Here is a 23,467-nt window from a genome sequence, read left to right as displayed (position 1 = left end):
CGAAGCAGGCGAACGCAACGCCTGCGGCTTTCCATCGCCCAGAATGCCCACTGGCCATAGCCAATCAGACCTTCATGCAAGTCGCTGTCTACGCCTCCCGATCAAAGTCAGGGCGAGCTAACCAGCGGACCGGGCTCACTGGTGTATAACGAAACTACGCACGCGTCTGCATCGAGCTCAGTAGGCGTCGCTCTTCTTCGACAATATAATCGCGGATGACAGGGACATCGTCACGGCGAGTCGAGATCAGTATCTGGTAGACAAAATTTGAACCGTTTAGGAAGCCGAGTTCGGCCGACGCCAGATAGAAATCCCACATACGGCAGAAGCGTTCGCCCATCATGGCGATTGCCTCCTCGCGCCTGGCCTCATAACCGAGACGCCAATCGTGGATCGTCCAGTAATAGTGCAGCCGCAAATTTTCACAGTCCGCGCACCAGATCCCCGTGCGCTCCAACGAGGCAAACACCTCTGACAAAGCCGGCACATACCCACCTGGAAAGATATACTTGCGGATGAACGGCGCCGTCGTACCAGGCGGTGACATGCGTCCGATCGCATGAACCAATGCGAAGCCGCCCTCCTTCAACAATCTACTAATGGTTGTGAAATAGCTGTCGAAATGAACGACGCCTACGTGCTCCATCATTCCGATCGAGACAACACGGTCGAACTGTCCGCTGACCTCGCGATAGTCGACCTCGCGAAAATCGATCTGATGAGCGACCCCGGCCTCGATCGCTCGAAGCCGAGACGCCGCCAATTGCTCCGTCGAAACGTTGATCGCCGTGACCTTCACGTCGCAATACTTGGCGAGATAGATGGCGAGAGCGCCCCAGCCTGAGCCGATTTCCATCACATGCATGCCCGGCTCTAGCTTGAGCTTCGCGGCAATGTGGCGATGCTTGTCGATCTGCGCTTGCTGCAGACTATTGCCCGCTGCCGTGTAATAGGCGCACGAATAGGTCATTGTCTCGTCGAGCCATAGCTCATAAAATTTTGTCGGGATGTCGTAGTGGTGCTGAACGTTTTTGGCGGCGAGACCGAGCTTGTTGTTCTGCTGGCGCCGGCGCAACGCACGCCAGACTTTCCGCAACGCCTTCTGAACAGGGTGGGCTGCCAACCCAGTGCGGTTGACGGAAAAAAGTGACAAGAGGTCAAATGCTTTGCCACCGTTCTCGATCACCAAGCGCCCATCCATGTAGGCTTCGGCCGCCTTCAGTTCCGGATTGAAGAAGATCTCGCGTTCGACCGCTTTGTCGGTCAGGCGGATCGTCACGTCGGGCCCATCCTGTCCACTGCCGAAGACTTGCCTGAAGCCATCCTCGAATATGACAGTCAGGCGCCCGTTTTTTACAAAACGGGAGAGCAGATTTGGCAGCAGACGCATTGTGGATCGTTTTCTCCTCACTTGCCCCGTAAGTATGACTACCCGGTGTCGGTACATCAATGCCGATCTGGGGGCGGAGAGGGATCGGACTTCAGAAATCCCCTCCCAATGCCGAGTAGCGACCCATCCGGGCAGCCTGCCCGCGATCGGAAATGTCTGCTTCTGGCGCAATAAGATCCGAGATGAACGCAGCTTCCCGGCTTCCGCATATCTACCCTCTGGGGTAATTGATAATTGCGCCGTCATGTTCCAAAACAGGTCGGTGGACCCGCGAGGCTAGTTTCGTGCGGGGTCGGCCACAGTCCTCAGGCGAGAATTCCAAAAGACGTTCAACAATGACCCAGCACGTACGAAATGCTCGAATTCTCATGTACAGCCACGACACGTTCGGGCTCGGCCACTTGCAGCGCTGCCGGACGATCGCGCATTCGCTGGTCGAGGATTTCCGCGGACTTCAGGTGCTTATCATTTCGGGTGCGACTATCGCCGGCGCCTTCGACTACCGCGCCCGTGTCGACTTCGTGAAGATCCCCAGCGTCATCAAGTTGCGCAACGGCGAATACACCTCGCTGGAAAAGGATATCGATCTGCATGAGACGCTAAGGATGCGCCAGTCGATCATCCGCCACACAGCCGAGACCTTCCGGCCGGATATCTTCATCGTCGACAAGGAACCGCTTGGCCTGCGCGGTGAGATCGAGGACACGCTGTCCTACCTCAAGACGCGGGGCACCACGCTCGTGCTCGGCCTGCGCGAGGTGATGGACGCCCCGCATCTGCTCGAAGCAGAGTGGGCACAAAGGGATGTGATGCGCAAGATAGGCCTGTTCTACGACAAGGTCTGGGTCTATGGTCCGCCGGATTTCTACGATCCGTTGACCGGTTTGGATGTGCCGCCGGCTGTCAGGGCAAAGATGAAGTTCGTCGGTTTTCTGCAACGGAGCCTGCAGAAGAACGAGTTGCCCGGCCACCGGCCCGAGGGCGATTATATCCTCGTTACCACCGGTGGCGGCGGTGACGGCGCCGATCTGATCCACAGCGTCATCGATGCCTATCAGCACGATCCGCAATTGCAGCATAGGGCGCTGATCGTGCTTGGGCCTTACATGCCGGCGCGCAAGCGCAACAAGCTGCTCAAGAAGGGGTCCAAGATCCCCTATATCAAGATCATCGAGTTCGACAACCGCATGGAAGATCTGATTGCCGGCGCCAAGGCAGTCGTGGCGATGGGCGGTTACAACACCTATTGCGAGATACTGTCTTTCGACAAGCCGGCGCTGATCGTGCCGCGCGTCAAGCCCCGCGAGGAACAACTGATCCGAGCACGGCGCGCAGCCGAACTCGGCCTCATTGAGATGCTTTTGCCGGAAGAAGCCGAGGATTCCCAGCGGTTTGCCGATGCACTGGAGGTGCTGCCGGACCGGCCCGGCCCATCGCAGAGCCATCCGCATCTGACGCTGGAAGGGCTGCCTCATATTTCCGAAATCGTCGCGGAACTGCTCGACCGGCGGGGCGGCCATCACCTTTCGGTCATTGAAGGCATGATCTGAGTTGCAACATCGCAAGATCGTCGTGGTTCTGAAAGGCTATCCGCGGCTGTCGGAAACCTTCATCGCGCAGGAACTGCTCGGCCTGGAGCGCGCGGGGTTCGACCTGATACTCGTCGCGCTCAGGCGGCCGACCGACCCAAAACGCCACCCCGTGCATGACGAGATCAAAGCGCCCGTCCATTATCTGCCGGAATATCTGCATGAAGAGCCGCTACGCGTGGTTCGCTCGCTGTTTGCTTATCTGCTGCGGCCGGGCTTCTGGCGCGCGCTCGGATCGCTGGCTATCGACCTCGGCCGCGACTTTACGCGCAATCGCGCGCGCCGCTTCGGGCAAGCGCTCGTGCTGGCGGCCGAATGGCCGCAAGACGCGGGCTGGCTGCACGCACATTTCGCGCATACACCGGCATCGGTGACGCGCTACGCCAGCCAGCTTCGTGGCCTGCCCTGGAGCTGCTCGGCCCATGCTAAGGACATCTGGACTTCGGCGGACTGGGATCTGGCTGACAAGCTTTCCTCGGCACGCTGGACGGTCACCTGCACGAAAACCGGCTTCGACCGTCTGAAAAAACTCGCTAACGGCAACTCGTCTGTGCATCTGAGCTATCATGGGCTCGACCTTGATCGCTTCGGCAGTTTCGGCGAGGCGCGAAAACAGCATGACGGCTCGGCGCCGGACGAACCGGTTGTCATTCTGAGTGTCGGGCGCGCCGTTGAAAAGAAAGGTTACGATACATTGCTGGAGGCCCTCGCCCTCTTGCCTGGTGATTTGGCGTGGCGTTTCGAGCATATCGGCGGCGGCGATGAACTGGAACGGTTCAAGGCGCTGGCGCAAAAGCTCGGCCTGGATGGCCGCGTCTTTTGGAAAGGCGCGCTCGCGCAGGAGGAGGTGCTTGAGCACTACCGCTGCGCCGACATCTTCGCCCTGGCCTGCAGGATCACCGCAAATGGCGACCGGGACGGTCTGCCGAATGTTCTGGTGGAGGCGGCTAGCCAGCGGCTTGCCTGCGTGTCGACCGATATTTCCGGCGTGCCGGAGCTTCTGTCGCCGGATGAAACCGGGCTGCTGGTTCCGACGGAAAACCCAATTGCCCTGGCGCAGGCGCTGGAGCGCCTGATCCGTGATCCCGAGCTGCGCGCCCGCCTCGGCGACGCCGCAGAGCGGCGCGTGCGCGGAAATTTCGATCATTTGGCAAGCATTGGGCAGCTCAAGGAACTGTTCGAGCGGGAGTGGCGGGCCGCCGAATGAAGCGGCTGCGCGCTTTCTTCTATGTCCAGCACCTGCTCGGTATCGGCCATCTCGCGCGCGCCAGCCGGATTGCCGCGGCTCTGGTCGATGACGGGTTTGACGTAACCGTCGTGACCGGCGGAGTGCCGATCGCCGGGTTTCCGGGAGCGGGTGTGAAATCTGTAACCCTGCCACCTGTCACCTCCGGCGATGAAGGATTTTCTGGACTTGTCGACCTGCAGGGCAAACCTATCGACGATGATTTCAAGAAATGGCGTTCAGAGATGCTGCTGCAGGCGTTCCGGGATTGCAGGCCTGATATCGTCATTGTCGAGGCGTTTCCATTTGGACGCCGGCAGATGCGTTTCGAACTCCTGCCGCTGATCGAGGCCATCGACGCGACGTCGCCCAAACCGCTGCTGGCGACGTCCGTCCGTGATATCCTTCAGGAGCGCGTCAAGCCGGGCCGAAACGAGGAAACGGTCGATCTCATCAACAGGCATTTCAACCTTGTCATGGTCCACGGCGATCCGGCTTTCGCAACCATCGACAAGACGTTTCCAATGGCTGGGGCGATCAAGGCCGAGGTCACCTACACAGGGCTCGTTGCCGCGCCGCCGTCGCCCGCGACCTCCGAGCGATTCGACGTTCTGGTGTCGGTTGGCGGCGGGGCAGCCGGAAAGAGCCTTGTCAGTTCCACCCTCGCAGCGGCGCGGAATGCCAACAACACTTGGAAATGGTGTTTGATCACCGGCCCAAACCTGCCGAAAGACGAGTTTGACGCGATCGCACGCGATGCCTCGCCGGTCTTGTCCATCTTCCGGTTCCGCGAGGATTTCGCCAGCCTGCTGACCGGCGCCCGCCTGTCAGTCTCGCAGGCGGGTTACAACACGGTCTGCGATGTCCTGCGCGCGGGTTGTCGCTCCCTGCTCGTTCCATTTGCAGCCGGCGGGGAAACCGAACAGACGGTTCGCAGCCTGATGCTCGAAGAACTCGGCCTTGCAACGGTGCTGACGGAGAAGGACCTAACGCCTGAAGGTTTGGCGCAAGCGATCGAACAGGCGCTTGCCGGACCGAGGCCAGCCGCGCATCGTCTCGATCTGGAGGGGGCGCGTCGCTCGGCGCAAATTCTGCGCCAGCGGTATCGAACATGGTCCCTTAAAGTGGGGCCCGGTTTCGGAAAAGTTCATGATCAAACAGACGATAGATGCTAACGCGCGTCGCGTCTGGCGAGGTACGTGCGATGTGCTTCAACTCCTCGTTTATGCATGTCGTTGTCCCAAACCGGGCGAAATGCATCAAACCGTTCCAATCAGCATGAAGCGCGTATAATTTTTTGTCGGCAGTTCGCCGGAGAACCGCACCTCCCGTAGCGCCGCCATTGCTTCGAAGGCTGCAAGTGAAGCCACGCAGTTGATGTGCGTCGGCTCGCTGAAATAATCGTTCGATTGCAGCAGTACAGTCGTGCCCCGCGGAAGCAGGGCAAGCCAGGCGCGCAGATCGGCTATGTGTTCGCAGCTCGTATTGACCACCAGGTCGGGCCGCCCGCCCGCATAGTCGAGTGCGTACATATCTGCCGTCAGCGCCCGGAACCGGTCGCCGGCTTCCCGGTTGAGGGTCCGGGCGACCGGCGCGACTTCGGGATCGATGTCGATGCTATCGACCGCCGCGATTTCGAAGCGGACATCGTTGAAAAGCATTGCCGGCAATACGCCGTACCACCCACCCAGAACCCATATGCGCCCGAACCGGCCGCCGCAACTTTCGAACAGCCTGTCGAGCGCCCACATCTTGCAGGCGACCTGCTTGTGGTTGAAGGCGTTGGCGATATCGGCGTTCGGATGCTTGGTGATGACGCGCGCCAGCCCTGCCACCAGGGGGGACTTGACATAGGCAGCAATTCCCCGCGTCAGGTCAAAGGCTTGCTCGTGCCAGTCCATGCCGGCATTGCGTGGTTGCGTGACATCAATCATATTCGTCTTGTATGTTGGGATTTCGGGCGACACAACGCAATCTTGCCCCCGGAAGGCTGTTGATTCGCGGACGTGATTATGCTGCAAGCCGCTTCGCCATTGCCCGGTGCCGGAGAGAGCCTGTTGCATCTGTCCGGACCATCGGCGTCAATCCACCAGCACCAGCCGCGCAGCTCGGGCCGCGTGCTGCTCTTCTATTCGCCAAAACCCTACGGAAGCCGCGAACCGTTTGGCCAGCTGCTTTCTTCGCTGATCAACAATGCCCATGACATTGTCATCGATCATGCGCCGGAACTGGATCGCGCCGCCTCGCAGGTTCTTTCCATCGTTGAGCGCAGGACAATTCCCGTGCGCTGCAGTTTCGAGCTTGTCGTTGGCGACGAAGAAATTGCCGATACGCCATTCGCCAGCAGGTGCTTTTACATCCTGCATCCTTCCAACTGAAGGGTCCACAGCCGCATATGGAACCCAGCATAGCCCGCTATATCTGGACGCACACCAAGAAGCAGCAGCTCTGGATATTGATGATCGTCGTGCTTTCGATGATCCCGTATTTCATGTCCTTCGACCTGCCGAAGCTGATCGTCAACGGCCCGATCCAAGGTAGCGGCTTCGAGCAACCGGGCGCGACCCAGCCATTCATGCGGCTACACTATAACCTGCCGTTCATCGGAGAGGTCCAGTTGTTCTCCGGTTTTCAGCTCGACCGCAAGGCGACGCTGTTTGCCCTGAGCCTTGTGTTCCTCTTGCTAGTCGTCATCAACGGCCTGTTCAAACTCTACATCAACACCTACAAGGGCCGCCTCGGCGAACGCATGCTGCGGCGCATCCGCTTCGATCTGGTCGATCGTGTGCTGCGGTTTCCGCCGTTTTACTTCAAGCGTGTGAAATCCGCCGAAGTGGCGACAATGGTGAAGGACGAGGTGGAGCCGCTTGGCGGCTTCATCGGCGATGCCTTCGTGCAGCCGGTGCTGCTCGGCGGCCAGGCGCTGACGGCCATGCTGTTCATCGTGGTCCAGAACTTCTGGCTCGGAATGATAGCTGCCGTGATCGTGGTGATCCAGATCGCGCTCATCCCGCGAATGCGGCGACGACTGATCGTGCTCGGGCGCGAACGGCAGTTGACGGCGCGCGCGCTTTCGGGCCGGGTTGGCGAAATCGTCGACGGCATCGGCGCGGTTCACGTCCACGACACATCAAACTACGAGCGCGCCGACATAGCTGCCCGGCTCGGGCTCATCTTTAAGATCCGCTTCGACCTTTACCAATGGAAATTCATGGTGAAGTTCCTCAACAATTTTCTCGCGCAGGTCACGCCCTTTCTGTTCTACATGATCGGCGGCTATCTGGTCATCCAGGGGCGGCTGGACGTCGGTCAGCTCGTGGCCGTGATCGGCGCCTACAAGGACCTGCCCGGACCGATGAAAGAACTGATCGACTGGGATCAGGCGCGGCAGGATATCCAGGTCAAATATCAACAGGTCGTTGAACAGTTCACCGCCGAGAGTCTCATTGCGCCGAGAATAGGGGCATTGACGATCGACGATCCCGATCCGATGACCAAACCCCTGTCGGCGATCAGTCTGTCCATAGCAGACGATGGCGGTGCAATGCTCCTCGACCGTATCTCCCTCCAGATCAAGCCGGGTGAGACGGTGGCGCTGGTCAGTACCGCAACAGGTGGAGCTGAGGCGCTTGCGGAAGCCTTCGCGCGGCTGAACTGGCCGGCCAGCGGAAGGATCGCCTTGGGCGCCGACGACCTGCTTGAACTCCCCGAATCAGTGACCGGCCGGCGCATGTCCTATGCCTCGTCGGATGCTTTCCTGTTCCAGGCAAGCCTCCGCGATAACCTGCTCTACGGGTTGAAGCATGCGCCGCTGACATCGGTGCCTTATGACGGTGCTGCGGCAGACCGGCACCGCTGGAACATCAACGAGGCGCGCCGGTCGGGCAATCCGGATTTTGATATTCACAGCGACTGGATCAATTATGCTTCCGCCGGCGCTACCGGACCGCACGACCTCTTTGAAGCCGTACGCCGGGTGCTCGACGCGGTTGTCCTATCGCGCGACATTCTGGATCTTGGCTTGCGCTCTTCGGCCGACCTCACGCGTCACACGGAGCTTGCCAGGCGGATCGTCGAACTGCGTGCGGCGCTGCGAACCCGGCTGGAACACGAAGGGCTGAGCGAACTGGTGGTTCCTTTCGAACCGGGCGCCTATAACAAGGAAGCAACGATCGGCCAAAACCTGCTCTTCGGCGCTGCCGCCGGCCCCGAACTGGCCGACAGGGCGCTAGCGTCCAATCCCTATTTTGCTTCTGTGCTAAGGCAAGCCGGCCTCGACCGCACGCTCTATGAAATGGGCATGGAGATCGCCGAACAGGCGATCGAGCTGTTTGCCGACCTGCCGCCCGATCACCAGTTCTTCCAGCAGCTCACCTTCATGAGCGCCGAGGAGATACCCACCTACGAAACCTTGCTGCAACGGCTCAAGAACCGTCCCCACGAGGCGGTTTCGGAGAACGACCGCGCCATGATCGTCACCTTGAGCTTTGCCTATATCGAGCCCCGGCACCGCTTCGGCCTGCTAAGCGACGAGCTGATGAGCAAGATCGTCGCTGCACGCAACCGGTTCTATGAAAACCTGCCGCCCGAGCTGCAAAATGCGATCGAACGGTATGATCCTGCCAAATACATTGCCGCGGCCTCCGTCATGGATAATGTCCTGTTCGGGCGTGTGGGCAACAACCATCCCGACGCGCCGGACCGCATACGCTCGATCGTCTATGACATTCTTGACGAACTGGGGCTTTATGCCGAACTTCTGGATGTCGGCCTGGACTTCAACGTCGGCTCCGGCGGCAGGCGGCTGACCAGTGGACAGCGACAGAAGCTCGATGTTGCCCGGGCCCTGCTCAAGCGTCCTGATTTTCTCATTCTCAACCGGCCGCTGTCGGCGCTCGACCAGCGCATGCAGGACAAGGTGCTGCGGAACGTGCTCGAGGAAGCCAGGCGCGACGGGCATTCGCCGGCAATTGTGTGGGTCGTGACGAATCCGGCGATGGCGATGATGTTCGATCGCGTTATCGTTTTCGACTCGGGTAAATTGGTGGAAGACGGAACACCCGAGACACTTTTGGCAGGGAACGGTATATTCAAGGAACTGGCGTCATAGAGCAACGGACATTCAGATGGATCGTTCTGCCGGTGGGAATTCACGGCAAGGTCATGGGGTTCGGCGAGGGGCGTAGCGAGGCCACATCCCCGCCGAAACCCAGAAGGGTTTGCCGAAAATTCACCCGGCTCTTCGGGTTTCCGGTTGGCGGACGCCATTTCCAGGCGGCATCGCCCGATCGCACGACATCGGGCTCGCCACCTTTCGCGCGGTTCGTCTCGCCATCCCGGAAACAGAATTCATTCCATCTGGGCGTCCGTTGCTCTAGTCTGGGAAACGCGAATTTTGGGAGGGTTTGCGACAATGCTGCTCAAGGATGAAGTTGCAATGCTGCAACGCGTTCCCTTGTTCTCTGCCATCGAGCCGACAAAGCTCAAGCTGCTTGCGTTCACATCCGATCGTGTGAGCTACAGCGCCGGTCAGATCCTTTTCCGGCAGGGCGACGAGGGAGACGCCGCCTATGTCATCCTTTCAGGCAGGGCGGATATCCTGGTCGATTCCGACAGCGGACCGATAAAAGTTGCCGAACTGGAGCCAAATTCGATTGTTGGCGAGATCGCCATATTGTGCAACAGCTCCCGCACCGCCACCGTCAGGGCGGCAAGTCCGCTGGAAGCCTTGAGGATCCGCAAGGATCATTTCCTGCGGCTTATGAGGGAGTTCCCGGAAATGACTATCGAGATATTGCGGGTTCTTGCCGATCGCCTAAGCCATACGACCGCGGATCTGATCGACGCACGAAGCGCCAAGAACGGATGACGTGAGCTCGATCCTCGCCGTCGCGACGGCACTGGCCTCTTGCTGAGAAGGTCACCCGGAGAAAACCTGTCTCGCCTAGCAGCAGTTGTTTGGCTACGATGGGCGACGGGGACTGGGAAGGGGTAGCATGGACTATGACGTTTTCCAGGTCAGGTTTTGGGGCGTGCGCGGCAGCATTCCGGTATCGGGGCCAGAATTCTCTCGCTATGGCGGCAACACGAGCTGTATTGAGATGCGATGCGGCAAGCATACGCTTCTATTCGACGCGGGCTCCGGCCTACGGGCTGCTGGCGGGGCGCTTCGAGCGTCGGGCGTGACCAATTTCGACCTGTTTTTCACCCATTGCCATTACGATCACATCATCGGGTTGCCGTTTTTTGCGCCGATCTATGACCGGAGCGTCAAGCTTCAGCTTTGGTCCGGGCATCTTGCAGGACGCATGACGACCCGGCAGATGGTCGATGAGTTCATGCGGCCGCCGTGGTTTCCGGTGAAACTGGATATCTGCAAGGCAAGGCTCGACTGCCGCGATTTCGTATCCGGAGACGTGCTTCGCCCGCGCGAAGGGGTGGTGGTCCGAACCGGCAGTCTTATCCATCCGGGCGGCTGCATAGGCTACCGGGTCGAATGGGGCGGCCGGGTCGTGGCGGTGATCACAGACACTGAGCACGAGCCGGACAAACTCGATCAGGCGGTGCTCGGCCTGATCGAAGATGCCGACCTCGTCATTTACGATTGCACCTACACCGAGCAGGAAATGGAACGCCGCCGCGGTAACGGTCACTCGACGTGGCAACAGGGCGTCAAGCTCTGTGAGGCGGCCGGTGCACGAGGCCTTGCGCTGTTTCACCACGATCCGACACGCACCGACGAGGAACTGGACGAGATCGAGCAACTGGCCAAAGACAGGTTTGCCGGCGCTTTTGCCGCTCGGGATGGCCAGACGCTCAAATTTCCGGGCTCATTGCACAAAAAGCGCTGAGCTATTTTCCTCCATCTCTTTGTGTTAACGCAATTCCGGACGGAAAACCGTTCACACTTTTCCTGGAATTGCTCTCTCTTTGTGTTGACGCAATTCCGGACGGAAAACCGTTCACACTTTTCCTGGAATTGCTCTACCGGCGCTGCGCCCGATCAATGTCCTGATCGGAAGCCATGCGCAGGCTTCAGTCTGTGCGGTGACTGTGAACAGCCGTTCGAGGAAAAGCCAGGCCGATTCATCATGTACGAGATGATGGGTGAGCAGGCCGACCGGTTCGCCGCCGTGCAATTGCGCGATGATAGCCTGAACCAATAGGCCGTGATCGCGGCAGCCGCGCGTGCCGTGCCAATCCATGATGTCGACATTGCTGTTGATGATCGCCAATGGAGCCGGCTTCGGCGGCCCATAGACCGACAATGCCGCAAATCCTATCGATTCAAGGTCGGATACCAAGCCGGCGTCGATCCTGTTCCAGGGTGGCACCAGCATCGGAACGGCACGTGCGCCGTGCAGGCGGGTTACGTGCGACAGCCCGCGAGCCAAGTCATCGAGCACCGCCTCGCGTGGTCGATGCGCGCCGAGCTCCTGCTTTTTCTGGTCCTCGGGCGCATGATTTCGGTGCGCCCAGCCATGGATGGCGACCGTGGCATGCGGCGCCTCGTCAAGCCGGGCGACAAGCTTCTCATCAGTCAGGGCCGGAATGACGGCCAGAGTGACCGGAACCGCGAATTCACCGGTGAGGTCGAGGAGCCGATCAAGCGCAGGCGTCGGATCCACGGCGTCATCGTCACGCAGCCAAAACTGTGCCTTACGGTCCGCCCGTTGCCGGCACGCCAGTTCTTCCACCAAGGGCTGCCAGATCGGATCGGACGTCATGAAACCGGGATCTTCGCAAGAAGTTCTGCCAGACGCGCCACTGCAGCACCGAGGGAACGTTCTTCGAGGATGAAACGTCTGGCTTCCGCGGCCATGATGGTTCTTTCGTCGTTACGGATGAGAAGCCTTTCAATGGCAGAAGCGAACGCCGCCACATCGCCAGGCGGGGTGAGAAATCCGGTCTGGCCATCCCGCACGACCTCCGGCACGCCGGCGATGTCCTGAGCCACCACCGGGAGGCCGGCGGCCTGTGCTTCAAGATAGGCAATGCCATAGGCCTCGCCGTAACCCGGCCAGACGTAAATTCCCCCACTGTAGAGGACATCCGGCACGGCGGCTGGCTCAATCGCGCCAAGCCATTCGATACGGTCGGCGGGCAAGCCGGCGAATTGCGCTTTGACCTCGTCACGGGCAGGCCCATCCCCGACGATCGACAAGCTCCAAGGCAGGTGGCCGATCGGACCGAGCGCCTGCGCCAGCATGCGATAGCTTTCGACTTTGTCGCCCGGGCGCATCATGGCGACGGTAACGAGGCGCGTCGGACAACCCCGTGCCGGCATTTCCCGGAATACCGATGTGTCGATGAAGGGCGAAAGCAGACCGAGAGCGGCGTCCGGAATCGCATCTGTCAGTCCCTGACGATCCCTTTGCGTGAAGCAGATGTTCAGCGCTGCCTGTTCGACGGCTCGCGCCACCAACGCTTGCGTGTCGGCCCACAAACCGGCGTCGCGCCGCCTCGAATAGGAGGCTTCTGCCGTCACATAGGGGATAGCAAAGGCCGACGCCAACTCGGGTCCGATCAGGTCGGGCGCCTTGTAATAGGGATGATAGCAGAACCAGAGGTCGGGCTTGCCGTCACGATCCCAAAGCTTTGTCAGCCGCGCGGCTTCCTCTCGGGCCTCGATCTTGAGCGCATCGAAACTTTTCGACTCCGGTTCGCGTAGATAGAAGCGCAATTCGGATGCAAGTTCGACGCTATGCCCTCCATGCTCCAGCGCCTTGAGCAGCGTCCGTCCCATCTGGCGGTCGCCGGAGGCAACGGGATGATTGGGCGACTTCAGCGGCGCGTAGAAGGCAATTCGCATCGCCGAATCCTATCATCGGAAAGCCTGCGCAAGTCAATTTCGAAGCATGATCGACTCCACCTTCAAGCAGTGAAATGTGCTATCTGATGCTCATGGAAACAGCTGCCGAGTCCGATCCGTTTGTCGCTTCTTTGCCGGTCTTCGCAAAGTTCGAAAGCGTTGCCGATCTCGATAACTATCGGCCTCTCCCGGATGGCTGGGCGCTGGCCACCGCCGACATCGTCGGCTCGACCAAGGCGATCGAGGCTGGGCGCTATAAGACCGTCAATATGGCCGGCGCCAGCGTCATCTCGGCGCTGCTCAACGCGCTGGGTCGGCAAGATCTTCCCTTTGTCTTCGGCGGCGACGGCGCGCTCGTGGCGTTTCCCAGCTCGGCGCTGGAGATCACCCGCAACGCGCTGGCGGCTGTCCAGAGATGGGTGGCGGACGAACTCGACCTGACCTTGCGTGCCGCAATCGTTCCAATAAAGGATATAAGAGCGCAAGGCCTCGACGTTCGCGTGGCGAGGTTCCGGGCCTCCGACGCGGTGTTCTATGCCATGTTCGCCGGCGGTGGCGGCAGTTGGGCGGAAGCCGAGATGAAAGCGGGGCGCTACCGCATCGATCCTGCGCCAGCCGGCACACGGCCAAATCTGACCGGCCTCTCCTGCCGCTGGAATCCGATCGACGCCCGGCATGGTGAAATCGTCTCGATCATCGCCATCCCGGGGGCGTCTCGCGACTTGCGCGGCTTTCAGTTTCTGGTTTCCGACATCATCGCCCTTGCCGGGGGGCAGGAACGCGATGGCCACCCTTTGCCGGTGAACGGTCCGGCCTACAGTTTTTCGCCCGCCGGCCTCGATATCGAGGCGCGGGCCATGGCGCCGGCAGGATGGCGGTGGCTGTCGAAGCTGTGGATATTGTTCCAGCTGACGCTTACGGCTGTCACCGATAGATATGGCTGGACGATCGGCAGCTTCGATCCAAAGATCTACAAACGCGACGTGGCCAGCAATTCGGATTTCCGGAAGTTCGACGACGGCTTGAAGATGACTATCGACGTTGACGCGGATGTGTCGCAACGGATCGAGAACCGGTTGAAACAGGCGGAAGAGGCGGGCATCTGCAATTATGGCCTGCACCGCCAGAAATCGGCCTTGATGACATGCCTCGTCGCCTCGCCGCTGCAGCGCGATCACGTTCATTTCATCGATGGCGCCGCCGGCGGCTATGCGATGGCCGCCGCAAGCCTGAAGGCGAAGGTGCCGGTCTGACGACAGCTTGCGGAAATCGATTTTCCGCAATATGCCTCGGGTTCTTGGCGAACCAGGTGAGCCTCGCCATCGGGCGCGGACGGCCAGTCCGAATTGACGGAAAGCAGATTTTTGGACGCCTCACGATCGACATATGACTGTCTTCTTAACCGGATTTCGACGCGCGCCGCGCAAGTCGGCGTGATCGGACTGGGCTATGTCGGGTTGCCGCTGGCGGTTGCCATCGCACGCGCCGGCTTCCCGGTTTCCGGCTTCGACATCGAAGCCCAGAAGGTCCAGAGCCTGAACAACGGCCAGTCCTATATTGAGGCAGTGACGTCGACAGCCCTTGCCGGCCAGGTGGCGAGCGGACGGTTCCGCGGCACCGCGGATTTTGCCGAACTGGCCGTCTGCGATGTCATCATCATCTGCGTTCCGACACCGCTGACGAAAAACCGTGAGCCGGACCTCTCCTTTGTCAGGAACACGGCAGGCACCGTCGCGAAGCATCTGCGTCTCGGCCAGCTGATCGTGCTGGAATCGACCACCTATCCCGGCACCACCGACGACGTGATCAAGCCCATACTGGAACAAACCGGCTTGCAGTCGAAGATAGACTTCTTCCTCGGCTTCTCGCCCGAACGCGAGGATCCCGGCAACCGCAGCTTTGAAGTCGCGACGATCCCCAAGGTCGTGGCAGGCGACGGCATCGAAGCGGCGACACTCGTGCAGGCTTTCTACCAGGGCGTGGTCAAGACCGTCGTTCCGGTTTCCAGCACGGCGACCGCCGAGGCGGTCAAGCTGACGGAAAACATCTTCCGCTCGGTCAACATAGCCCTGGTCAACGAGTTGAAGGTCGTGCTCGGTGCGATGGGCATCGACATCTGGGAGGTGATCGAGGCGGCAAAGAGCAAGCCCTTCGGCTACATGCCTTTTTATCCTGGCCCCGGACTTGGCGGGCACTGCGTTCCGATCGATCCCTTCTACCTGACGTGGAAGGCGCGCGAATACGAAATGCCGACCCGCTTCATCGAGCTGGCGGCAGAGATCAACACTTCCATGCCGCGTCATGTTGTCGATGAGCTGGCGAAGGCGCTGGACCGGCGCTGCGGCAAGGCGCTCAGCCGCTCGCGCATACTCATCATCGGGCTCGCCTATAAGAAGAATGTGCCCGACATCCGCGAAAGCCCCTCATTGCGGCTCATTGAACTCATCGAGGAATGGGGCGGCAAGGCGGAATTCCACGATCCGCATGTTACCGAGATCCCGACCACTCGGGAGCATATGGCGATCAAGGGGCGGCGCTCGGTCGAATTGACCGAGGCGGCATTGAAGGATTTCGATGCTGTCGTCGTTGCAACCGACCACGACGCGATCGACTATCAGGCGATCGCTGATCACGCCCTTCTGATCGTCGACACACGCAATGTTTTTGGCCGCCTCGGGCTAGCCCGAGAGACGGTGGTGAAGGCCTGACGGCGTCTGAGCCGGCGAATTTTTTGCCTTATGTCAGGATCGTGATTGCACTCCGCCGGCAGCCTCGCCACATAATGCCCCTTCGCCGGCTTTTGCCCGAATCCGGCTTCATTGACTTCGAGGGTCTTATCTCTTGGGTCGTTAGCGGACCGTTTTGTAGCGGATCAAAGGAGAATGGCTCGTCTTAGACGGGTCTCAAGGTAGCATGAGCACAGCGCAAGCAGAAATTTCCACCATTCTCATGGACAAGGTTGCCGATTGGCTAACCCAATCGGCGCTGGCGGGCGACGCTCTGGAAACATTGGTAAGGGGCTTTTGTGAACGGCTGGCTGCTGCCGGCCTGCCGCTGAAGCGGGTGCATTTGAGCTTTTCGATGCTTCATCCGCTTTATGACGCGCTTGGCTTCACCTGGCTTCGCGGCCAGGGCATGGAAGTGGAAGGCTTCCGCAAACAGGACGGCGTTCATTCTGACAGATTCCTGACCAGTCCATACTACCATCTGCTCAGCAACAAGCTCGACCATCTGCGCCGCCGGCTCGACCCCTCGATGCCGTCGGAATTTCCTGTTTTCGATGACCTCAGGCTTATGGGCGTGACAGATTACATGGCTTTCGTCCATCCCTTCAACGGCAACACCAGTCAGGGCATGATGGGGTCCTGGTCCACCGACAGTGCTTCAGGCTTCAGCGACAGCATGATTTCGGCGCTGCTGCGCATTCAGAACCATCTCGCTATCGCAACCAAGATGGCGGTGCTCACCAAGCTGGCCGACAATATGATGACCACATATCTCGGCGGCGACGCCGGCAGGCGCGTGCTGGATGGCCAGATCAAGCGCGGAGAGGGCGACACAATCCGGGCCGCACTGGTCATGGCCGATATGCGCGGGTCGACAAGACTTGCCGAAACTTCCGGCCGCGAAATCTACATCGATACGCTGAACCAGTTTTTCGATGCCATCGCTGCACCTTTCAATCGCAATGGCGGGCAGATCATGAGTTTCCTGGGCGATGGCTTCATTGCCGTCTACCCTTGCGAAAGGCACCGCTCGCAGTCCGAGATCGCCTGCCAGGCTGCTCTTGCGGCAGCGCACAAGGCCACCGCACGCATGAGGGATCTCAATCTGCGCAGAAAGGAGCAGGGATTGCCCGACATAAACTTTGGCATCGGCCTGCATGTCGGCAATGTGATGTTCGGCAATGTCGGGCTTACCGACCGGCTCACATTCTCTGTCTTCGGCTCGGCTGTAAACGAGGTCCAGCGCCTCCAGACCCTGACCAAGAAATTTCCGCACAGCGTTCTCGCCAGCAAAGAGTTCGCCAGCTATTGCGGCGCCTGCAGCTGGCTGACGCTCGGCAACGAGGAACTGGCGGGCATCAAGCAGAAGCTGACGGTGCTTTCACCCGATCTGTCGGGTGCTCTCGCACTCGATGAAGACGGTGCGCTGGAGCCGATTTACGACCGAATATCCGATGCCGAGCAGGTCATGTTGCTTCATCGCGATGCAGCGCGGCTGTCGGCGGGCGACCCGAGGAAGCTCCAGTAGCCACCACGATCTGATCCGAACGCCTTGGTATGCAGTCCGGTCGCCGGTTCCGCCAGGGAACTGGCGACCGATTCGAATCCAAGTTGCTCTGCGCTGCCAATGCGTTAGTCTCGCTTTGTGGGCCTGCCGCCCGGCAGGCTGCCAGAGTGGGGCTGGTGTGAGAATGAATTCGGGTGTTGATCTGCTGCGGATCGAGGACGTTGGCATCTCTTTTGCCATTATCGGGGGACCGTTGCATGCCGTCAGACGTGCAAATCTTCGCGTCTTGCCCGGCAAGGTTACTGCGCTTGTGGGCGAGTCCGGTTCCGGAAAATCGGTTCTCAGCCAGGCAGTGATGGGCATTTTGCCGAACACAGCCCATGTTCGCGGCCGTATCCTGTTTTCCGATCCTGAGAAGCCCGGCACGACGCAGGATATCCTGCAGATGCCGCGTGACGGACCCGAAATCCGGGCGTTGAGAGGCAGCCGCATCGGCAAGATCTTTCAGGAGCCGATGACATCACTGTCGCCGCTGCACACGGTCGGCAATCAGGTCAGCGAATCCCTGCAGATTCATACACCCATGGCTCGGGTGGAGCGCAAGGCGCGGGCCGTGGAAATGCTCGACCTTGTCGGCTTTCCCGACCCCAAGCGCGCCTATGACATGTATCCCTTTGAACTTTCGGGAGGACTGCGTCAACGCGCCATGATCGCCATGGCGCTTATCTGCCGGCCCGCCCTGTTGATCGCCGACGAGCCGACAACGGCGTTGGACGTCACCATCCAGGCGCAAATCCTGCAGTTGCTGCGCGGGCTTCAGGCCAAGCTGAACATGGCGATGCTGCTGATCACGCACGACCTTGGCGTGGTCGCCAATGTCGCCGACGAGGTGGTGGTCATGTACCATGGCGAGATCATGGAAGCGGGACCTGTCGAGGCGATATTCCGCCGGCCGGGCCACCCCTACCTGAAGGGCCTGATGGCAGCCGTTCCGCATTTCGACCTGAAGCCTGGCGAAAGGCTAAAGGCGCTCCGCGAGGTGCCGGTGAATGTCGGGAACCTGCTCGGCAAGCAGACGGCGCCGGCATCGAAGGGGCCGGACGACGTCCTGCTGTCGGTCAGGGATCTGACAAAGACCTTCACCATCCGCAAGTCGGGATGGTTCGGCGGAGATCATCAAACCTCTGTTCGCGCCGTGGACGGCGTGAGCTTCGATATCAGACGGGGTGAGTGCCTGGGTCTTGTCGGCGAAAGCGGCTCCGGCAAAACCACCGTCAGCAAGATCCTCATGCGGGCTGTCACCCCTAACGGCGGCTCTCTGATCTTCAACGGCCGCGATGGTCCGATCGACGTCTTGGAAGCCGAGGGAGACGCCCTGCGCATGCTGCGCGCGAAAATCCAGATGGTCTTCCAGGATCCGGTTTCGTCACTTTCACCTCGCATGACGGTGGAAAACATCTTGAGCGAGCCGCTGGAAATCCATCAACGAGGCGATGCCGCGTCCCGCCTCGCCACGGTCAAGAGCCTGATGGAGGCAATCGGGCTCGATCCGCGCTTCATAAAGCGTTATCCGCACAGTTTCTCCGGCGGGCAGCGTCAGCGTATCGGCATCGCGCGCGCGTTGGCGCTGGGGCCTGAACTCCTGATCTGCGACGAGCCGGTTTCGGCACTCGATGTCTCTGTCCAGGCGCAGATCCTGAACCTTCTGAAGGACCTGCAGAAGGAACTGGGCCTGACCTACCTGTTCATATCGCACAATCTGGCGGTGGTGGACTACATGGCAGACCGCATCGCGGTGATGTGCGGCGGGCGTATCGTCGAGCTCGCGCCACGCGAAATTCTGCTTAGGAAACCGGTCCACCCCTACACGCGCTCACTGGTCGCCGCAGTACCTTTCCCCGATCTCGACAGGCCGATGGACTTCGAGACGCTGAAGCTCGGCGGCGCTTCCGACACCAGCGCATGGGGACCGCAGTTCCGCGACGAGAGCGACAAGGATACGCTGTCGTCGCTCGACCTTGGCGGCGGCCACCTCGTGCTGGCCCGGCGTACGGCCAATGTCAGCGAGTTACGCCATTGATCAGCCGGCGCACCGTCCTTGGACTCATGGCTTCGGCATTTTTTCCGGGCACGTTGCGCGCCGGCGATCTGGAGCCGGAATTTCTTCAGCCGCAGCTGAAAGCCAAGGCGCTGCCAGCGCTCGCCGAACGCTTGCCCAAGAGCCCGCGCGCGTTGAACCTCGCCGCGATGGGCCGGCAGCCCGGCCAGTATGGCGGCACGCTGCGCACGATCATCGGCAGCCAGAAAGATATCCGGATGATGACGATCTACGGGTATGCTCGCCTAGTCGGCTATGACGAAAAGCTTAACTTGCAACCCGACATTCTCGAAAGTTTCGACGTAGCGGATGATCGCGTCTTCACTTTCAAGATTCGGGAAGGACATAAATGGTCTGACGGCAGCCTGCTGACGCCGGAGGATTTTCGCTATTGCTGGGAAGATGTCTGGCTGAACGATGAGCTTTCGCAAGGCGGGCTTGCCCCGGCCCTGCTGGCGGATGGCAAGCCGCCACGCTTCGAGATCGTCGATCCGTTGACGGTCCGCTATAGTTGGGATGCGCCCAATCCCGACTTCCTGCCCAAGCTCGCTGCTGCTTCGCCATTACCGCTTGTTCTGCCGGCCGCCTATCTCAAGCAGTTCCACAAGAAATACCAGGACCCATTCCGGCTCGCCGGCCTAATGAAGGAGAACCGGGCCAAGAAATGGACGCTCCTGCATATCCGCATGTCGCGGCAGTATCGCCCGGAGAACCCGGAACTGCCGACGCTCGATCCCTGGCGAAACCGGACCAAGCCGCCGGCCGAGCAATTCGTCTTCGAGCGCAACCCGTTCTTTCATCGAATAGACGAGAATGGCCGGCAATTGCCCTATGTTGACCGGATCGTGATGAATGTCAGCTCGCCGGCGATTATCTCCGCCAAGACCGGTGCGGGAGAGAGCGACCTGCAATCCATGGGAATTGACTTCAGCGATTACTCTTTCCTGAAGGACGCAGAGAAGCGCTACCCGGTGAAGATGCATCTCTGGAAACGCACACAGGGTTCGCGGCTGGCGCTGCTGCCCAATCTGAATTGTGCCGACAAGGTGTGGCGTGGCCTTCTGCGTGACGTGCGCGTGCGCCGCGCCCTTTCGCTCGCTGTAGACAGGCGCGAGATCAATTTGGCCGTGTTCTACGGACTGGCGCAGGAAAGTGCCGATACGATCCTGCCGGAGAGCCCGCTCTACCGGCCGGAATTCGCCAAAGCCTGGGTCGCCCATGATCCCGACCAGGCCAATGCGCTGCTCGACGAGGCCGGGCTTCAGACGCGTGACGATGACGGCCTGCGGATACTTCCCGATGGACGCCCTGCGCAGATCATAGTGGAAACGGCCGGCGAAAGCACACTGGAAACCGACGCGCTCGAACTCATCACCGATCACTGGCGCAAGATCGGGATCGCCCTGTTCATCCGGACTTCGCAGCGCGATATCTTCCGCAGCCGCGCGCTTGGCGGCCAGATCATGATGTCGATGTGGTCGGGCATCGACAATGGCGTGCCGACCGCCGACATGAACCCGTACCAATTGGCCCCCACCATCGATGACCAGCTGCAATGGCCGCTCTGGGGTGCTCACTACTTGTCTCATGGCAAGGTCGGTGAGGCGCCCGATCTTCCGCCTGTCATCGAGTTGATGGCTTTACTCAATCGCTGGAAGGCATCGACCGAAGCCTCGGAGCGCGCCGAAATCTGGAATTCAATGCTGTCGATCTACACCGACCAGGTGTTTTCGATCGGCACCGTGAACGGAACGCATCAGCCGATTCTGGTGTCCTCGCGGCTGCGCAATCTGCCTGACAAGGCGCTCTACGGCTACGACCCGACTGCCTATTTCGGTGTCTACATGCCGGATACATTCTGGCTTGGAGAGTCCTGAGCGTGCTTCGATATCTTGTCTGGCGCATCGCCGTGATGGTTCCAACGCTGCTGGTGATATCGGCACTGGTGTTCACGATCATCGAACTTCCCCCAGGCGACTATTTCGACAGCTATGTTGCCGAGCTTCGGGCTCAGGGCGAAGCGGTGGATTCCGATCGCATCGAGATGATGCGCAAGGACTATGGTTTCGACCAGCCACCGGTCATTCGCTACTTCTACTGGGTCGGCGGGATGCTGCGCGGCGATTTCGGCTATTCCTTCGAATATGAGCTGCCGGTTCGCGACGTCGTCGGGGACCGAATGTGGCTGACGGTGCTGGTTTCCTTTGTCACGATCATCTTCACCTGGCTCATCGCCTTTCCGATCGGCATGTACTCCGCCACGCATCAATACAGCTGGGGCGACTACGGCCTGACTTTCTTCGGTCTTCTCGGCCTTGCCATTCCGAACTTCATGCTGGCGCTGATCCTGATGTATTTCGCCAACATCTGGTTCGGCACATCCATCGGCCATCTCATGGACCAGCAATATCTCGGCGAGCCGATGAGCTGGGCCAAGGCGAAATCGATCCTCGCCCATCTCTGGATTCCGGTCTTGATCATCGGCACCGGGGGCACGGCAAGCATGATCCGGCGGCTGCGCGCCAATCTTCTCGACGAACTACACAAGCAATATGTCGTGACCGCGCGCGCCAAAGGACTTCATCCGTTCAAGGCGCTGGTCAAATATCCGCTGCGCATGGCGCTCAATTTCTTCATTTCCGATATCGGCTCTATCCTGCCGGCCATCATCTCCGGCGCCGAAATCACGGCGATCGTGCTATCTTTGGAAACGACCGGGCCGATGCTGATCAAGGCGCTGCAAAGCCAGGACATGTATCTGGCAGGCTCCTTCCTGATGTTCCTCGCCTTCCTGACGGTCATCGGTGTCCTGATTTCCGACCTGGCGCTGGCGCTGCTTGATCCACGAATTCGTTTGCAGGGCGGCAGCACCAAATGAGCACGCATTCGCCGCTGCCCGCTCCGGGTGCTCCGCTGCAACACTACGTTTCCACCGCACCCTTTGACCTGCAGTCGGTCGAGGCGATGACGCCGGAGCAGTCGAAGGTCTTTCAGGCGTCGCAGTTGCGGCTGATGTGGTGGAAATTCCGGGAGCACCGGGTTGCCGTTATTTCAGGCATATTCCTGGCGGCGCTTTATTTCGCGATTCTGATCTGCGAGTTCCTGGCGCCCTACAATCTGCACACGCGCAACATGGACTACATCTATTCGCCGCCGCAGCGGGTGCACCTGTTCCACAACGGCCAGTTCGTCGGGCCGTTCGTCTATGGCCGCCAGATGACGCTGGATATGGACACCCTCAAGCGGAACTACATCGAGAATCAGGATGATGTTCAGCGAATCCGTTTCTTCTGCAAGGGCGACAGTTACCGGTTCTGGGGCCTGATCGAAGGTGACAGGCATTTTGTCTGCCCTGCCGAAAACGGCCAGCTCTTTCTGGCCGGCACCGACAGGCTGGGGCGCGATGTGCTCTCGCGCATCATCTATGGCGCACGCATTTCACTGACAATCGGCCTCGTCGGCATCAGCTTCAGCTTCCTGCTCGGCATTATCATCGGCGGACTGGCCGGCTATCACGGCGGTATCTTCGACCTGATCGTTCAACGGATTATCGAAGTTCTGCAATCGATCCCCAGCATCCCGCTATGGCTGGCTCTGGCGGCGATCATGCCGATAACCTGGAGTCCGATCCTGATCTATTTCGGCATCACCATCATCCTCGGGCTGCTCGACTGGACCGGACTGGCGCGTGCCGTGCGTTCAAAGCTTCTAGCCTTGCGCGAGGAGGATTATGTTCTGGCCGCGCAATTGATGGGCGCCAGAAGCAGCCGCATCATCGGGCGGCATCTCATTCCCGGTTTCATGTCGCACCTGATCGCGACGGCGACGATCTCCATACCCGGCATGATCCTGGGCGAGACGGCGCTGAGCTTCCTCGGGCTCGGCCTGAGGGCGCCGATAACCAGCTGGGGCATCCTGCTCACCGAGGCGCGCAGCGTCAGCGTCATCGCGTTCTATCCATGGCTGCTTTTGCCGATGCTTCCCGTCATTCTCGTCATCTTGGCGTTCAACTTCCTTGGCGACGGCTTGCGGGACGCCGCAGACCCCTACAAGTGAGATAACTATTCCGCCACTCGGCCTGCCGACGACTCGTATGATGCTTGTCGGCGGCCGGTTGCGT

18 protein-coding genes are annotated in these 23,467 nt (G+C 60.1%); 13 read left to right on the top strand and 5 right to left on the bottom strand.

The window, feature by feature from the left end; translation table 11 throughout:
• Positions 1–154: 154 nt before the first annotated feature.
• Positions 155–1,561, bottom strand: a complete 1,407-nt coding sequence (locus JG739_RS09020) for a class I SAM-dependent methyltransferase (RefSeq protein ID WP_446720545.1) — start codon at positions 1,559–1,561, stop codon at positions 155–157.
• A 164-nt stretch (positions 1,562–1,725) separates the two neighbouring features.
• Between JG739_RS09020 and JG739_RS09015 the strand changes: the two genes are divergently transcribed.
• The 3 genes from JG739_RS09015 to JG739_RS09005 are packed head-to-tail and all read left to right on the top strand — an operon-like array spanning position 1,726 to position 5,379.
• Positions 1,726–2,940, top strand: coding sequence for a glycosyltransferase family protein (locus JG739_RS09015; protein WP_202366163.1), 1,215 nt, complete (start codon positions 1,726–1,728; stop codon positions 2,938–2,940).
• A 1-nt stretch (position 2,941) separates the two neighbouring features.
• Entirely contained in the window at positions 2,942–4,186 is a 1,245-nt protein-coding gene (locus tag JG739_RS09010) for a glycosyltransferase (protein ID WP_202366162.1), read from the top strand.
• Positions 4,183–5,379 (top strand): glycosyltransferase family protein, encoded by a 1,197-nt coding sequence (locus JG739_RS09005; protein WP_202366161.1) that lies wholly within the window; start codon positions 4,183–4,185, stop codon positions 5,377–5,379. The genes JG739_RS09010 and JG739_RS09005 overlap by 4 nt, the downstream gene beginning before the upstream one ends.
• 84 nt (positions 5,380–5,463) lie before the next feature.
• On the opposite strand, the gene JG739_RS09000 is transcribed toward JG739_RS09005, so the two are convergent.
• Both JG739_RS09000 and JG739_RS08995 read right to left on the bottom strand, forming a co-directional pair.
• Positions 5,464–6,138, bottom strand: a complete 675-nt coding sequence (locus tag JG739_RS09000) for a class I SAM-dependent methyltransferase (RefSeq protein WP_202366160.1) — start codon at positions 6,136–6,138, stop codon at positions 5,464–5,466.
• A gap of 147 nt (positions 6,139–6,285) precedes the next feature.
• On the bottom strand, positions 6,286–6,570 hold the full coding sequence (locus JG739_RS08995) for a hypothetical protein (protein ID WP_202366159.1): 285 nt from the start codon (positions 6,568–6,570) through the stop codon (positions 6,286–6,288).
• 29 nt (positions 6,571–6,599) lie between these two features.
• On the opposite strand from JG739_RS08995, the gene JG739_RS08990 reads away from it, so the two are divergent.
• The 3 genes from JG739_RS08990 (at position 6,600) to JG739_RS08980 (ending at position 11,055) form a co-directional block, all read left to right on the top strand.
• The gene (locus JG739_RS08990) at positions 6,600–9,314 is read left to right on the top strand and encodes an ABC transporter transmembrane domain-containing protein (protein WP_202366158.1); all 2,715 of its coding nucleotides are present in this window, start codon (positions 6,600–6,602) and stop codon (positions 9,312–9,314) included.
• 303 nt (positions 9,315–9,617) lie between these two features.
• Positions 9,618–10,073: a cyclic nucleotide-binding domain-containing protein gene (locus JG739_RS08985; protein ID WP_202366157.1), complete on the top strand. Its 456-nt coding sequence runs from the start codon at positions 9,618–9,620 to the stop codon at positions 10,071–10,073.
• A 127-nt stretch (positions 10,074–10,200) separates the two neighbouring features.
• Positions 10,201–11,055, top strand: coding sequence for an MBL fold metallo-hydrolase (locus JG739_RS08980; protein WP_202366156.1), 855 nt, complete (start codon positions 10,201–10,203; stop codon positions 11,053–11,055).
• 111 nt (positions 11,056–11,166) lie between these two features.
• Here JG739_RS08980 and JG739_RS08975 read toward each other — a convergent pair whose 3' ends face one another.
• Together JG739_RS08975 and JG739_RS08970 are read right to left on the bottom strand one after the other, a co-directional pair.
• A complete protein-coding gene (locus tag JG739_RS08975; protein WP_202366155.1) occupies positions 11,167–11,931 on the bottom strand; it encodes a polysaccharide deacetylase family protein in 765 nt (254 codons plus the stop codon).
• Complete coding sequence (locus JG739_RS08970; RefSeq protein WP_202366154.1) at positions 11,928–13,016, bottom strand: glycosyltransferase family 4 protein; 1,089 nt, start codon at positions 13,014–13,016, stop codon at positions 11,928–11,930. Before JG739_RS08970 ends, JG739_RS08975 begins: the two co-directional genes overlap by 4 nt.
• 74 nt (positions 13,017–13,090) lie before the next feature.
• Between JG739_RS08970 and JG739_RS08965 the strand changes: the two genes are divergently transcribed.
• From JG739_RS08965 to JG739_RS08935, 7 genes are all read left to right on the top strand, one after another.
• Complete coding sequence (locus JG739_RS08965) at positions 13,091–14,269, top strand: DUF3095 domain-containing protein (RefSeq protein ID WP_202366153.1); 1,179 nt, start codon at positions 13,091–13,093, stop codon at positions 14,267–14,269.
• Positions 14,270–14,380: 111 nt separating this feature from the next.
• Positions 14,381–15,724, top strand: coding sequence for a nucleotide sugar dehydrogenase (locus tag JG739_RS08960; protein ID WP_202366152.1), 1,344 nt, complete (start codon positions 14,381–14,383; stop codon positions 15,722–15,724).
• Between the two features lie 205 nt (positions 15,725–15,929).
• Positions 15,930–17,270 carry an adenylate/guanylate cyclase domain-containing protein gene (locus tag JG739_RS08955; RefSeq protein ID WP_202366151.1) on the top strand — a complete coding sequence of 447 codons (1,341 nt, stop codon included), beginning with the start codon at positions 15,930–15,932 and terminating at the stop codon, positions 17,268–17,270.
• A 163-nt stretch (positions 17,271–17,433) separates the two neighbouring features.
• Complete coding sequence (locus JG739_RS08950) at positions 17,434–19,329, top strand: ABC transporter ATP-binding protein (RefSeq protein WP_202366150.1); 1,896 nt, start codon at positions 17,434–17,436, stop codon at positions 19,327–19,329.
• 26 nt (positions 19,330–19,355) lie between these two features.
• Complete coding sequence (locus JG739_RS08945) at positions 19,356–21,224, top strand: ABC transporter substrate-binding protein (protein WP_446720544.1); 1,869 nt, start codon at positions 19,356–19,358, stop codon at positions 21,222–21,224.
• 2 nt (positions 21,225–21,226) lie between these two features.
• On the top strand, positions 21,227–22,225 hold the full coding sequence (locus tag JG739_RS08940) for an ABC transporter permease (protein ID WP_202366148.1): 999 nt from the start codon (positions 21,227–21,229) through the stop codon (positions 22,223–22,225).
• Positions 22,222–23,403 (top strand): ABC transporter permease, encoded by a 1,182-nt coding sequence (locus JG739_RS08935; protein WP_202366147.1) that lies wholly within the window; start codon positions 22,222–22,224, stop codon positions 23,401–23,403. The genes JG739_RS08940 and JG739_RS08935 overlap by 4 nt, the downstream gene beginning before the upstream one ends.
• Positions 23,404–23,467 lie beyond the last annotated feature (64 nt).

Origin of the sequence: Mesorhizobium sp. L-2-11, from assembly GCF_016756595.1 — a bacterium.
Taxonomy (GTDB): Bacteria; Pseudomonadota; Alphaproteobacteria; order Rhizobiales; family Rhizobiaceae; genus Mesorhizobium.
The sequence above is the reverse complement of the archived record's forward strand: the minus strand, read 5'-3'. Positions and strand labels throughout refer to the sequence as shown.

What these genes read in the sequence shown, in the direction of transcription:
- JG739_RS08975 (WP_202366155.1), bottom strand. Translation starts at nt 11,931, where the DNA reads ATGACGTCCGATCCGATCTGGCAGCCCTTGGTGGAAGAACTGGCGTGC.
- JG739_RS08935 (WP_202366147.1), top strand. Translation starts at nt 22,222, where the DNA reads ATGAGCACGCATTCGCCGCTGCCCGCTCCGGGTGCTCCGCTGCAACAC.
- JG739_RS08955 (WP_202366151.1), top strand. Translation starts at nt 15,930, where the DNA reads ATGAGCACAGCGCAAGCAGAAATTTCCACCATTCTCATGGACAAGGTT.
- JG739_RS08945 (WP_446720544.1), top strand. Translation starts at nt 19,356, where the DNA reads ATGGCTTCGGCATTTTTTCCGGGCACGTTGCGCGCCGGCGATCTGGAG.
- JG739_RS09005 (WP_202366161.1), top strand. Translation starts at nt 4,183, where the DNA reads ATGAAGCGGCTGCGCGCTTTCTTCTATGTCCAGCACCTGCTCGGTATC.
- JG739_RS08985 (WP_202366157.1), top strand. Translation starts at nt 9,618, where the DNA reads ATGCTGCTCAAGGATGAAGTTGCAATGCTGCAACGCGTTCCCTTGTTC.
- JG739_RS08995 (WP_202366159.1), bottom strand. Translation starts at nt 6,570, where the DNA reads ATGCAGGATGTAAAAGCACCTGCTGGCGAATGGCGTATCGGCAATTTC.
- JG739_RS09015 (WP_202366163.1), top strand. Translation starts at nt 1,726, where the DNA reads ATGACCCAGCACGTACGAAATGCTCGAATTCTCATGTACAGCCACGAC.
- JG739_RS08950 (WP_202366150.1), top strand. Translation starts at nt 17,434, where the DNA reads ATGAATTCGGGTGTTGATCTGCTGCGGATCGAGGACGTTGGCATCTCT.
- JG739_RS08990 (WP_202366158.1), top strand. Translation starts at nt 6,600, where the DNA reads ATGGAACCCAGCATAGCCCGCTATATCTGGACGCACACCAAGAAGCAG.
- JG739_RS09000 (WP_202366160.1), bottom strand. Translation starts at nt 6,138, where the DNA reads ATGATTGATGTCACGCAACCACGCAATGCCGGCATGGACTGGCACGAG.
- JG739_RS08970 (WP_202366154.1), bottom strand. Translation starts at nt 13,016, where the DNA reads ATGCGAATTGCCTTCTACGCGCCGCTGAAGTCGCCCAATCATCCCGTT.
- JG739_RS08980 (WP_202366156.1), top strand. Translation starts at nt 10,201, where the DNA reads ATGGACTATGACGTTTTCCAGGTCAGGTTTTGGGGCGTGCGCGGCAGC.
- JG739_RS08965 (WP_202366153.1), top strand. Translation starts at nt 13,091, where the DNA reads ATGTGCTATCTGATGCTCATGGAAACAGCTGCCGAGTCCGATCCGTTT.